General features: G+C 50.8%; 8 protein-coding genes. 3 read left to right on the top strand and 5 right to left on the bottom strand.

The features are described 5' to 3' along the window. Positions 1-18 precede the first annotated feature (18 nt). From glf to AC2FI8_RS03310, 3 genes are read right to left on the bottom strand one after another with little or no spacing between them, the layout of a single operon-like run. Complete coding sequence (glf, locus tag AC2FI8_RS03320) at positions 19-1167, bottom strand: UDP-galactopyranose mutase (RefSeq protein WP_496777138.1); 1149 nt, start codon at positions 1165-1167, stop codon at positions 19-21. A gap of 1 nt (position 1168) precedes the next feature. Further along, the gene (locus tag AC2FI8_RS03315) at positions 1169-2059 is read right to left on the bottom strand and encodes a hypothetical protein (RefSeq protein WP_496777136.1); all 891 of its coding nucleotides are present in this window, start codon (positions 2057-2059) and stop codon (positions 1169-1171) included. Then, the gene (locus AC2FI8_RS03310) at positions 2056-2856 is read right to left on the bottom strand and encodes a glycosyltransferase family 25 protein (RefSeq protein WP_496777134.1); all 801 of its coding nucleotides are present in this window, start codon (positions 2854-2856) and stop codon (positions 2056-2058) included. Before AC2FI8_RS03310 ends, AC2FI8_RS03315 begins: the two co-directional genes overlap by 4 nt. Positions 2857-3466: 610 nt before the next feature. Here AC2FI8_RS03310 and AC2FI8_RS03305 point away from each other — a divergent pair. The 3 genes from AC2FI8_RS03305 (at position 3467) to AC2FI8_RS03295 (ending at position 7868) form a co-directional block, all read left to right on the top strand. Further along, complete coding sequence (locus AC2FI8_RS03305; protein ID WP_496777132.1) at positions 3467-5245, top strand: ABC transporter ATP-binding protein; 1779 nt, start codon at positions 3467-3469, stop codon at positions 5243-5245. Between the two features lie 525 nt (positions 5246-5770). Next, positions 5771-6751: a glycosyltransferase family 8 protein gene (locus tag AC2FI8_RS03300; protein WP_496777129.1), complete on the top strand. Its 981-nt coding sequence runs from the start codon at positions 5771-5773 to the stop codon at positions 6749-6751. Beyond that, positions 6738-7868: a rhamnan synthesis F family protein gene (locus AC2FI8_RS03295; protein WP_496777128.1), complete on the top strand. Its 1131-nt coding sequence runs from the start codon at positions 6738-6740 to the stop codon at positions 7866-7868. Before AC2FI8_RS03300 ends, AC2FI8_RS03295 begins: the two co-directional genes overlap by 14 nt. 28 nt (positions 7869-7896) lie before the next feature. On the opposite strand, the gene AC2FI8_RS03290 is transcribed toward AC2FI8_RS03295, so the two are convergent. Beyond that, the gene (locus tag AC2FI8_RS03290; protein WP_496777127.1) at positions 7897-8808 is read right to left on the bottom strand and encodes an NAD-dependent epimerase/dehydratase family protein; all 912 of its coding nucleotides are present in this window, start codon (positions 8806-8808) and stop codon (positions 7897-7899) included. A 73-nt stretch (positions 8809-8881) separates the two neighbouring features. Next, positions 8882-13567, bottom strand: a complete 4686-nt coding sequence (locus tag AC2FI8_RS03285) for a rhamnan synthesis F family protein (protein ID WP_496777124.1) — start codon at positions 13565-13567, stop codon at positions 8882-8884. Positions 13568-13812 lie beyond the last annotated feature (245 nt).

Genomic DNA, 13812 nt, shown 5'->3' with positions numbered 1-13812 from the left:
GGCGCATTCAAACCTGCGTCAAGGAACAGGAACGAAGAACGGTTTTAAACATTCTTTTGCCGAGATCGCGGACAGCACGGCCTGAGCGGTATCCAGCGACTCGCGGATCGTGACGTCCATATCCAGATACCGATAGGTTCCCAGACGACCGACAAATGTGACGTTTTGCGTGCCTTCAGCAAGCGCAACATACTCACCCAGCAGCGCTTTTTCCTTTAGCTGACGGATCGGGTAATACGGTATGTCGTCCGGACCAGCAGCACGGGAAAACTCGCGATAGCAGACCGAACCGTCATGCGTTTCCCATGGCGAAAAGTGCTTATGTTCGGTAATCCGGGTAAAGGGCACCTCTTCCTCGCCATAGTTCATCACCGCGCAGCCTTGATAGTCGCCCTCATAAGTGAACCGTTCGAAATCAAGCGTGCGATAACCCAGGCGCCCAAGCTCGTAGTCGAAATAGCCATCCAGCGGGCCAGAATAGAAAACGTGATCGAAGCCATCCGCCATGCCGCGATCGAAAGTGGTATTCAGCTTCACTGTGATGCCGGGGTGATCGAGGATGCCACCAATCATGTCGGTATACCCATTCTCGGGCATGCCTTGGAATTTATGGAAAAAGTAATTGTCGTCGTAGTTAAACCGCACTGGCAGACGTTTAAGGATCGACGCCGGCAGCTCGGATGGGTGACATCCCCACTGTTTGATCGTGTAGCCTTTGAAAAACGCCTCATAAAGGTCGCGACCGACGAACCGCATCGCCTGTTCCTCGAAACTCTGCGGGTTGGTGATGGATGTATCAGCCTGTTCTTCGGTGATAAACGCGCGGGCTTCGTCCGGGTGCATGGTCTTGCCAAAGAACTGGTTGATTGTATGCAAGTTCACCGGCAGCGAATAGACCTGCCCGCGCGAGGTGGTCTTGACCCGGTTCTTGTAAGGCAAGAAGTTGGCGTATTGGTTCACATACTGCCAAACCTCTTCGTCATCCGTGTGGAAGATATGTGGCCCGTACACATGGACCATCACGTCAGTATCGGCATCCCGTTCTGTATGGCAATTGCCGCCGATATGGTCGCGGCTGTCCACAACTGTAATGTCGTGCCCCTGTTCAGCAAGTTCCCGACCGATCACAGCCCCAGACAATCCGGCCCCAACCATCAAAAACTGCATATCAGGGGCTTTCCTGTTTCATCGAAATCGTCGTCATGTCGAGCGGTTTGATCAGCTGACGGCGGGCAATCTTGAATATACCCGACCGCGCCTCGCTGGCACTGCGGAATTTCGGCAGGACCGACATCCATGCCCGGCACATATGCCACCCCAGCTGCAGACGACCCGAGATGGGTTGCCCTCCCTGCAGGATCGCGGCAAAGACGACCGGAACGGTACGCTGCGGCAGATCAAACATCTGCTTCAGAACGGCTTCTTCCTCTTCCGAGCTGAGGTTGTTCGACTCGGCCATCGCAGCTTTCAGGTTCTTTCCGATCGGCCGCGTGTGGTGCATCGCGATCTCGTCCAGAATGGCAGTTCGAAACGCGCCAGCCTCGGCCCATCTGCACCAGATATAATCCAGGCCGTAGCCGCTCATGGTGCCCTGGAAAAGCGGCAGTGCTTTCTTCAGGATATCCTTGTGCAGGCACGGGGCCATGATCTCGATATAGTTCGTGTAGCGCAGTACGAAGCCCGGGCATTGGCTGAACACAAAATGCGAGAAATAGCTTTCGGGGGTCAGCGACGGTTGCGCAATACGCAGGCCGTGAACCTGCATGGCATCAAACAGCGCATTTACCGCCGTGGCGCTGATGTCCAGATCATCATCCGGCAGCCAATAGTAGTCATATTGATCCAGGTCACGATCCGCCAGGGTTTTGAACAACCCGTCCCATTTGCCGCCTTTTACCAGCACGGCCTCAACACCGGGTTCAGGTTCGAATGCCGCAAAAGCCTCGTCCGAGAAATAGCTGATCAGAAGATCGTAGCTACGATCTTCATAGGGGATTTCCTGCCACCGATGGTGCAATGACTTGTTGCCCGCACGGACAACCACAAGGCTATTTTTCATGCGCGGTTCCGAACCCGATTGCCGGCCTGCATCAGGGGGCCGAGCCCTTCGATCATGTCCGGGTTCAGCGGGTGGCTCAACCGTCCGTACGTGTACTTTATCTGGTACATTAAGTTTCGAACGAACCTGGTCATGGATGAACCCGGCTTGGTTTTGCTTCGGCAGTGATCGATGGTGCTGTTGAAGTCTTCGCGCTCTGTAATCATCTTTTGCCCAAGGGTCAGGATGGGCACGTTATGCTCCCAGTAGAACTTTAGGTCGATGTCAATCGGTCGCGCGATCGGCGCGTTCAGCGCCAACAGGCGCTTGGCGGCGCGCCTGCCGATGATGTAGCCAGTAGTTCTCGGCGGTAGACGGTCAGACAGGATAAGGTCCTGATCTGCAACGGATTTAATCACCTGCCCATAGTTCCTCGAAATGCCATCCAACTTGATCATAACGTCTTCGAAACACTCACCACACTCCAAGAGCTCTTCCAAAAAAGGTCTGGGGTCCTGAACAAAGGTGGCGTCATCCTCTAAAACGAGACTGACATAGTCTTGAGATTTCACAATCTCTTGCCATATCTGACGATGTCCCAACGTGCAGGCGACTTCATTTCGGCTGAGGGGACGTTTGAACTTGATGCGGTTCATGCCCGCGTCATAAAATTTCCGCAACTCCGAGTTGCTTATCTGATCGCCGGCAATGGCATCGCTAAATTTGTGGCACAGGCCAAAGCGCGCGATTTCGGTTTCGCAGAAACGTCGCCTTTCTACATCATTCGGTAGACTCAAAATGACAGTCTTTATGGACACTAAACTATTACCAATAATTTTTTCACAGCTTTACTATGGGCCGTGTTTATCAGTTACAAGTGCAAACAGTCGATCCCTATCTACGTGTTGCATTGATGCTTTTCCGAAGCAAAAAATTGCTCAGAGTCTACATTCAGACATGCGCCACAATGATCGTCCAGACAAAGCAGCACATTATTGTGGCTCCACATCAATATATCACAATGAAACCACGAAGAAAGTCGTTTGTCGGCACCGAATTTGCCTGTGCGGGTAAATGCCGGTCGCACCCTAGGGTACTCAGAATTTGTACTGCGTTCGCAACCAGACAGCAATGCGCGCGGGACCCAATAGTCATGGGATAAAGGAGTCCAGCAGAGACTTTGCAGAAAAGTACACTGCGCCCGAACCGCAGCGCAGGTCGCGTGATCCAATACCAAAACATACGGCATCGCTAGCCTTCAATTTTGCAACAGACACTTGCTCAATCCTGCGCGTAAGCCTATTTGACGTAGACGATTGCGCAACCGTTCGAATGGGCAAGTCTGTCGCGTCATTTGATCTGCCTTTTAGACAGGAATGATTATAGGTTATCTGAGCGAGCGCATGATTTCATGATTTGGAGAGTGCAATGATTAAGCGTGCCTGGACTGAATGGCGATCAGGTTATATGGGCCGCCTTATCAGCGAGAGCTTCTTTGCTCAAGGGGGCCTCTATGCCATTGCCATTGTCGCGATGATCGCCGTTGCAGCGACCACCGCTGGCTCTGCCTTTATGATGGAGTACATTGTTGATGCCATGACCAGCCCGGAAATGCGCGACTGGGCCGTCCTGATTGCGCTAAGCGTTATTCTCCTGTTCCTGACCAAAGCCGTCGCATCCTATGTCCAGTCCATTTACCTTGCTCGTGCCGGGAACCGGATTGTGGCGGTGCAGCAAGACAGAGTGTACCGCAAATTGCTGCGACACGGCGTTTCCTTCTTCTCTGATAACGAATCTTCCGATCTGTTAATGCGTACGACATATGGCGCACAGTCTGCCCGTCAACTTATCGATGTTCTTGTCACTGGCTTCGTTCGGGATGCATTAACGCTGGTTGGACTTGTGATCGTAATGGTGTACCAGCAACCTGTGCTTTCTATCATGTTTTTCGTTGTCGGACCCGTGGCAATGCTGGGTGTGCGATACCTGTTAAAAAGCGTGCGATCAATCATGCAGCAGGAATTCAAGTCTCTGGCAGAAATCATTCGAGTGCTGCAGGAAACTTCATCCGGAATCAAGGTGATCAAGGTGTTCTCACTAGAAAACCGAATGATTGATCGCATGGAAACGGCCATCCACAAAGTTGAAGAGCGTTCGAATGACATTGCGAGACTGCAGTCCATTGCAAGCCCGTTGATGGAGTTTTTGGCTGGTTTGGCCGTCGCGGGGGTCCTGATCGTTAGCACTCTAGGCCTAGCGGGCAGTGAGCCGCCAACCGCGGGACAGTTGATGTCCTTCATCACGGCACTTTTAATGGCTTATGAACCCGCTAAACGCTTGTCAAAAATGCGCGTTCAAATCGAAACCGCCATGGTCGGCGTTGGGATGCTCTTCGGGATGCTGGATCAAGAAGATACGATGCCGGAAAACCCCGAGGCGCGTGACCTACTTGATGGGCCAGGTGAAATCGCATTGCGTAACGTCACCTTCGGTTATCAAGGTTCGATACCAGTGATTCAGGACATGAATGTGACTTTCGAAGCCGGACAGACCACCGCACTAGTCGGTCAGTCTGGTGGTGGTAAGTCGACGATATTCGGCCTCATCATGCGGTTCTATGACCCCGATGGCGGGAGCGTCGAAATCGATGGCCAAAACCTTCAGGACGCCAGCTATTCCTCACTAAGACGTAAGATCTCCTATGTAGGCCAGGACACCTTTCTGTTTTCCACGTCCGTGATGGAAAACCTGCGCTGCTCGGCACCGAATGCGACGGACGAAGAGGTCATTGAAGCCGCGAAGGCTGCGCATGCGCATGACTTCATCTGCGGACTGCCCAACGGCTACGATACGCAAGTTGGCGAAAATGGGGCGTTCCTATCTGGCGGTCAGAAGCAACGTATCGCCATCGCCCGTGCAGTCTTGCGCAATGCCGAGATTTTGCTGCTGGACGAAGCCACCAGCGCTTTGGACGCCGAATCCGAAGCTCTTGTAAAAGCGGCGCTGGATGCGCTGACACAAAGTATGACCGTGATCGTGATCGCGCACCGTCTCTCCACTATCCTGGAGGCCGACAAGATTATGGTGGTTCACGATGGAGCTGTGGTCGAACATGGCAACTTGGACGAGTTGATGCAACTCAATGGCCACTTCAGAAATCTGTTCGATCAGCAATTTAAGAAACGCGAACCCGTAGGAGTGGAGTGAGCAATACAGTGCAATGGACAGGCAAGCGAAACTAGCTGATACCGCTTCATATGGCTGTCGTAGTAGTTTCCAATCATTGTCAGATGAACCGGACGTGGGCTCAAAAGAATGATCGCTTCTGGCCATTTGCTAAATGTCAGTGACAATTTTTAACGACTTTCATCACAATGTTAGTGTGCCGCGATCAAAAAGGTATTCCGTGCCGACCCTCCAGCTAAGTATCTTACGGTCAAGTCGACAGGGGATACAAAATTAGAATTGCATCAAGCAAAACCGCCTCCGCCTCAAATTTTGCCTCAACATACTCAAGTCGTACAGGTATCCTAAGTCGGCACTTAAAAGGACTGACACGGTGAGCTAGTGTCTGGGCAAAATCTACAACAGGGTTGATGACTAATTTTGAAAATGACGCTTAGAAAAATGGTGAGGCGTTTAGCAATCGATGCGAAAGCACGTGATTAGGAAAATCAAAACCGACAAAGGCAAAGCAGATGGGCCCGGCAAGACGTCAATTAGGTAGCGGAAATGGATAAGCACAGAACTCAAGACGTATTGGAGAGAATAAAATCCCAATATTCGAGCGTCGGTACATTACGTGCGAACGAGCCAATAGAAATATGTTTGGCGTTTGATCGTTGTTTCGTCCAGCATGCTGCTGTAACTCTTTTTTCGGCTGTTCATGCAGTGTGCCCAGACGACAAACTTATTGTACATGTATTACAAGCGGGCGACATCAATTCCACTGACCGCGACGCGTTTTCAACGATTGCGCCAACAAGTACCATCCACTGGCACGAAATTGACGCTAAAAGATTCAATAAATTGCCGGATAATCGCGACCATGTTTCACTAGCGACTTACCTCAGACTCTTCATTCCTGAAGTTTTAAGCGATGTTTCTTCTCGGGTAATATACCTGGATTGCGACACCATAGTATCAGACCGCTTAGTCAATTTGTGGAACGAAGACTTAAAGGGGTGCCCCATCGCAGCGGCTCCCGACGAAGGCGGTGTTACACAAGCAAAACGTCTGAGGTTTGATAGCAGTGCTTTCTACTTCAACGCAGGCGTTCTGGTTTTTGACCTAACAAAATTGGATCCTTCGGAGTTTTGGCAGTCGGTCAAAAAAATTGTATCCGATGATTCAATTAACTTAGATCTGCAGGACCAAGACATCCTCAATCTTGCCTTGAGAGAAAAAACTCACCGTCTTCCTTTGCGCTGGAATGCGAACACACGACTGTACACACCAAATGACTTTGAACCCGCTTATGACTTGAAGGAAGCACGTGCGGCGGCACTAGCGCCAAGTATTCTACATTTTACTGACAGTCGAAAGCCTTGGAATTCCAATTGCAACCACCCATTGCGGCAGCTTTATTGGGATCTGCGAAATCAGACACCCTGGTGTGAAAATTATTCGGAGTGGCTACTGCGAAAATCCAAGGAAGCAATTCGAAACCGATTCAGCAAATCTCGAAAGGCAGCAAATCGTGCTTGGGGATAAGGGATCTAAGTTACGTCGTGAGATTTCCCGGCCTGCAAAACAGTTGGGAAGGTTTGTTCACAGGACGGCGTCGAATTTCTATTCGCCTTACCTCTATGATTTAGTGGCACGCCACCGCGTTTGCGTATCGCCGGGTGCGCTGGATTTGAAAGATCACGTTGCAATCTATGTAATAGCGCCTTTTCAAGGTATATGGCCCTCTCACCTTAGTGCACTCGATTGCATGGTGGCATCTGGTGCCGCACCAATTGTTGTTTCGAATTCACCGTTAAATGTTCGGGACAAAAACAAGATTTCGGAACGTGCGTCCGTGGTTATCGAGAGGCCGAACCAAGGCTACGATTTCGGAGCCTTTCGAGAGGGGTTTCTATATTTGAAGGACCGGCTCGAAGAGCTGTCTCGAATTACTATGCTCAACGATTCCGTTTGGTTCCCGACACCGAATGCCAAAAACTGGTTTGAATCTTTGGAGGTGCAAAAGTCAATATTTACCGGGGCAACTTCTAACTTCGGTGGGTCTCTAAAGGTACCGAGTTCCCTAGAGTACACACCTTGGGTTTACAGTAAGCAGGCAAAAAACTTTCACTACCAGTCTTATGCTCTTTCGTTCTCTCCCCCTGCATTTAGAGACCCCGCGTTTTTAAGGTTTTGGACTACTTATCCATTAACTAACAGCAAAAATTTGACGGTTAGACGAGGGGAAATTGGATTAACTCAATGGGCAATTTCACGAGGCTGGTCCACTTCTTCCACTTACCCTATTGAGGAGATGGACTTGTTGTTAGAGCCTATTTCAACGGCGCGGTTGAAAGAAATAGCTGAAAATTTGATAGTGCTGGGAAACCCAGAGTTTCTGGCGCTCAAACATCGAATCATTAATGATAGAAATAGTAAAGAAACCCTTCGGTTGTTGATTCTGGCCGCGGCACGTTGTCTTGGCGTGACATATGCAACCCCAACGCTAAATCTTCATGAAATGCGGTTTCCGTTCCTCAAGAAGTCTCCCGTCTGGCATCAAAAGGAGGCCTCGGACATCACGCTTCGGGTAATTCGAGAATATGGTGACAAATGGGATATTCTCGAGGAAGCTGAATTCCTAAGGCGATCACTGCCTTAGATTCTGGACCCATGGTTTGGGTGGGCCATTAGCTATTCTGCGACCAGTCGAAAGCCTGCGCTATTCCTGCTTCAAGTGAAATCGTGCACGCCCATTGGAAATCATCTTGCGCCCGTGTAACATCGAGGACTGAGCGCGCGACATCTATTCCTCGACCTGGTTTGTAGATCGGGTGAATCGTGCTACCAGTCACCTGGTTCAAAATTGATACAATGTCGTTTATTGACGCTCCTACTCCCGAGCCTACGTTGTAAGCTCCGGTTTTATTCCCTGCAATTGCAAGCGCACAAAACTTTGCCAGATCTCTGACGTGCAGATAATCTCTGACGACGCTACCGTCGCCCCAGATTTCGAGTGGATCACCCGCCTTGAGGCGAGCGAGAAACGTCGAAATGACGCCTTGCACTCCGGTATGCGCTTGACGTGGACCATAGGGATTCGAAGCGCGTACGGCAATCGTAGACAGGCCGTACTTGCGCCGATACATGTCGAGGTAGTGCTCGATCGAAGACTTCACAATGCCGTAAGAGTTAATTGGTCGCAAAGGATGCGTCTCTGGAATCGGGACCACTTCCGGTGGGCCATAGACGGTACCACCCGATGATAGGAATAAAAGTCGATGGATTCCTAGATCAATCATCGCGTCGAGCAGCGACAGAGTACCGACCAAGTTGTCTTGAACATCAGTGATGGGGTCGAGATCGGCTGTTCCAGGAAAAGTGGTGCTAACAAGGTGCGCCACAGCGTCTACCTGTGAAAGGGCTTCAATGACAGCCATTTTGTCACCAAAGTTGCCAAATTGGTATTCAACACCACTTAGCGGTTCGCGAAATCTTTCCGGCTGCCGGTCAAACACTCGAACGGTGTGACCATTTTCGAGAAGGACGTCGACGAGATGGGACCCAATGAACCCACAACCTCCGATAACCAAGATTTTCATAGTGTAGTGCTACCTTTTCGTGCGGTTTCGGTTCCTCGCATGCAGGGTGAATGATCCACATCCCCCGAAATGCCTAACGTGTTACGCCGCTTATGTTGGTTACGACTGCCTTCCAACCCTCGATTGGCGGAATAACTCCAAACAACCTTTCCAGTGCGTGCAGTGTTGTTCCATCACTGGCAGCCGGTTCCTTGGGGTAGTCGCTCCAGTCCAGGCCGATATCGACAAAGCTTTTCATTGCCGCAGCGCGCATCCAGAACATAGTCCCTATTGGAAAATTGATGGCAGCTGGCAAACTACCATGCCCCATGCGTTCAGCTAGGTGCCGTGCGACATTCCGATTGCGGGACCAACCAAAGATGTGCGGATCGTCGGGATAGATCAGACCGACTTGATCATCATTCTGAAACCGTTCGAGGATCAAGTCTACCATGCTGCCGCCGAGGCTGCCGCCCAAAAGATTTTCCAATTGGAAATTGCTCCAGGCTTGGACGAATCGCGGATCTTTCAGATGCGTACTTTTTTTGAGATGAACATGCCCGATCACGTCATAGGCGTCACACAATTGAGTGCCGAACTGTGTTAGAAGCGGACCTATGTCGCGCCCAAGATTGGGGACAGTTTGTACTTCGCTCAGATGCCCAGGGTAACTTCCCAAGATTTTGCGCGCTTGTTTTTCAGCATTCTCACTTCCGACACTTACGTAGAGATCCGGCAGAGTCTGGTTTGCACCCAGCCGCGATAGTATTTCCGGCAACTGGTCTAAATGATAACCATGTATGTGTAGCGCGCTGCGAAGCCCGGCTTTACCTAGTTTCTCGGATGCATTCGGGCCTCCTTTCAGTACCGGCAGCAGCCACGGGCCTTCTGGCCGTCCCTTGTTCAGGAAATCGGCATAAGCATCGCGAGTCCTATCATACTCCTCATCGCTTTGATTGGCATAGACAAACGGGTTAAACCCGGGTTCCGGTTTCCTCGCAGCCGCGGCCCAAGATAGCCGGTCAAGATATTGTTTGACAGTTTCTTTGGGTTTCTCTTCGCCCTCTCCGACAGGCAAAAAGAAGTCAGGTCGGAGGGAACCAGAGGCCAGTATTTCTCTAGCATCCCTATCCCGCGCATCAGCCCGTTCCTTGCTAGAAAGGCCCAATTTTTCGATTTTGTGCACATAACCGTCGAGGTCAAAAATCCTGGCCGCTGTATCTCGGGTCTTGCGCGAAACTTCTTTGAAACGTTCAGGGCTTTTGGCAAGTCGCAGCAGCTTGTCAGCCAGATCGCCCGTATCAATGTATCTGGCCACACAGTCCTCGCCGAGGCCCGCGTCAATCAAAATGTCCGCAACACCGGAAGTCTCTTCGAAGCACAATACAGGCAAACCCACACACATCGAATCGATGGCGACATTGGGAAGTGGATCAAGCCGGCTGGTCAACAAGAATACATCCGAAAGATCATATGCTAGGTCAATTTCCGAAGTGGGGGGGATTAGGCTGACCCTGTCTTCCAATCCGGCGCGTTGCAATTGGTCGCGCAGATAAACAGAGTAAGCGAAATCCCGATTTGGATCGTAACCCGCACCAATCCAGGCAAAATGGACATTCTCGCAACCCGGCGCATTCAACACACGAGTGGCGGTTTCGAGGAATAGGTCCACACCCTTGCGAATTTCAACTGTGCCAGCTCCAAGGACAACAAACCGCTTCGCTTTCTCGCCCGCTGGCCTCAACAATTCGCGCAAACGGGTTTTCTCGGCCTCCGTTGTAACGGTATTGTTCCGGGCAACTGGCACACGGCACTTACCTTGAGGCAGAACAGTCATGCTAGGAATCAGGTCGATCGTATTCTGGTCAAATTCCAACGCGTTTTCCATAGTTAACCGGGTGGAAAAAACCGTTTCGTCCGCCCACCGAACCGCCTCGGAAAACGCCGTCTTCTTCCCAGTGTAGGAAGCAAATTCGTGCAAAAGCGTGACAGTAGGTACGCCGCACTCGTGTAAGCCCTTCAGTAGGGCGTGGCACTCGACTGAATTTACCACGGCAAACGAATATTCTCGTTCCGCACAAAGTCGTTTCAAAAGATTGGTGTAGTCCGAGGCCTCCATAGAGTACGTGTTGGCATCGACAACCTTTTCGGATACGTCGCCAAAATCGCTCAAGATCTCGCCGCCCATCAGGCAGAGGGACGTAACATTATACCGTTCCGAGAGTTTCTCGGCTATGTTCCAAGTCAGGATTGGTGCCCCAGTTCGACTGGCTAGGTGACTGGCAACCAGCACATTTGGTTTTTCGGCGTCAAATGCTTTCTTCCCTCGAAATTCATAACCGCCTTGCCTTCCTACTTGTTTTGTTTCTTGCGCGTTTGCATAAACTTGCGATTGCAAAAAACGCTTGGGGTCATATTTACGCGCACGGCGCTCAAATCTCGTTGTCGCCGTCCTGGAAAGCGGTGGAGAGAAGTGCGATAAGCTTTTGTAAAGTTTAAATTTCAACTTTCCCCGCACCTGCTTAAATGGCCTCTTTGCGGCCAGCATCAGATCTTTTTCTAGCTCTGCAACGCGGGCTAGCGCTGCACGTTGACCCGCAGACGTTTCACTTAGTTTCGCACTGAGGTTCGAGTTTTGCTCCATTAGCGACAAAGATGATCCGCTGGGCTCACTTTCCTCGCTGGGATCGCCTTCCCCGATCAGTTCAATGCTTTCTTTGGCAACAGCGACATCATAGCCCAATTTGGTCAGAGATTTATCCCAGTCCTTTGTATCAGGATCCTGAAGCACCGCGGTCTTCACAAACGGAAAACCGTCATCTATTAGGCCTTGCCAATCCTTGATTGTTCGGTTCGTTGTACCCAAGTTTGGAAATAAAGCGGTTGCCTGCAATCCCTTTTTCTTGAGTGCATCTGTAAGATGCAGCTCATAGGAAAAAATGACTTCCTGCTTACTGTCCAAGATGCGAACGTTGTCAAGGAATTCAGCCAAAGCGTCTACCGCACGGCCCTTTGCGGCCAGGAAGAAACTCTGCAAGTGATGCTTAAATTCGAAGTTGTCGGTCAGTCCAACAAGTTCCGCCTCACTTTCGCGGATCTTTGTCATAACTGTGGTTAACCCGTCTTCCCAAAGCGGGCCGATTAGGCTGTCATTGACAAGGCAGAGCATTTGCGTGCTCTTAAGATTGATATAATGTAGAGCGTGCGCCCAAGCAGCGAAATCATACCCACCGTTTTCTCGCAGGATCAGACCATCGACCTGATCCACTAGGGGGGCCGTGTCGACGTCTGACATGTGCCGCGCCACAACAATCACTACAACCGACATTCCAGTCTGCCTTAGGGCTTCTATGTAGACGGGTACATGCGGCTTTATCTTTCCTGCGGGTGCATGGGTTACAAACAGGGCCAGTTCTGTTGCCGACCCTACTTCCTTCAGTACGTTAATCTCGACATCTTCCACATCCCATGATCGGTCTGTCGGGTTGCATCGGCGACCCTCTGATTTTCCGGCACGCAAGTAGTGCAATAACGGGTCCATGTCGCCTTCGACAGCATCAGGATAAGTTTTGGAATACCAGGATGAATCGAAAAACTCACTGGGTTTGAACCCCGCATTCGCACCGAAAGTAATATAATGATGCAATGGGTTCATGCCACTTTGGCTGACTTCAGGGTAGTTCGAAAGATACCAATTTGTCGAAAAGCACGGGTTCGGATCACGCCCCTCAGCGGCGCCAAACTCAAAATAATGTGCGAGCCCACCTTGTAAAAAACCCACAACATCAGGGTATTGAGACGTGTACCATTCATTGTCGAATAGCCCAGATTTTTCGACAATCGCCTCATCAGGTGTGAGATTACGGACACTTAGTTTACGGCCCGCATGCCTTTTTTTTCGTGCAGATCGAAGGCCGAAGAAACCACGTCTTTCTTCCAGCAAGCTCAGGCGCTCTTCATGCGCAATAAAACGCTCTTGCGCGTTTGCTTCATCTGAGGCTAAACGCTCCTGCAAGCTTGTAATGTGCTGATGCGCTTCTGAAGCAGTAGATTTTAGTGCGTCAATCTCCGCATTGCGACCAGCCAATTCTTCGACCCGAGAATGAAGCACATTCAGCCCATTGCGGAGCTCCGCCTCTGTCTGGGAACCGGCTGTTGCAGTCTCTATCCTGAGTAAGGTCAATTGAGCCTGCGCTTCAAGCTCGGTTCGAGCAGGCGGGACATCGCGTTTTTCAAACAGTATCGCCCAAGGACAAAGAAACGAGGGGTCAAAATCAGCGACGGGTCCAAACCCCTCCTCAGCGAAAAGGTTCATCCAATAGAGCGGCGTTTGCACGTTGATATGTGTTTCGTCTTCAAAGTCTGTCGGACTGGACGAGAAGAAAACCTTGGGTGCCGCTGCGCACAAGTTCCGAATGGCTTTGCGCGCCTCCTCCTCGGGCATATGTTCGACAACTTCGATGCAGGTGACAAGATCGAAACTACCCTCGATCGGATCGGCAATCGATCCGTGACTGCAGTAAGCCTTCAATCCTTGTGGTATCTGGCTGATCGCATAGGATGAAAAATCCCGCCCAAATGCCTCAACTCCACGAGCGCGTAATGCTTCAACAAGAAATCCAATTGCGCAACCAGCGTCAAAGGTTTTTCTGACCCCTAGCCGTTGGTCCAGTTCGCGGGCAACCCTGGCAAACTGTTTCACCCAATGTGGTTCTTCGCGCGTGTAGGGGAAACCACTATAGGACTGATAATAGTTTTCGTCGTAATCCAGCTCATTCATGGCAAGCCCCGCTCCTGCTATTCTTGTTGTTCACCAACTCCGGCAAAATCAGACTGCCTGAATATGGCAATAGCCCATAACTCTTTGGTCGTCTTATTCTCGCCGCCATTAAGGGTCAATGCGGGCAGCATCGCTTTTCGGGATTCTCGTTACGGGAGTGTACAGCGAATGTTACACGCGACCGACAAGAGTGATATCACACTTTGCAACACAATAGCCTCAATCCAAAATCAAACCTTCACTCA

It is taken from the genome of Ruegeria sp. CDSB029, assembly GCF_059611125.1.
This window is presented reverse-complemented; position numbering and strand designations above follow the sequence as displayed.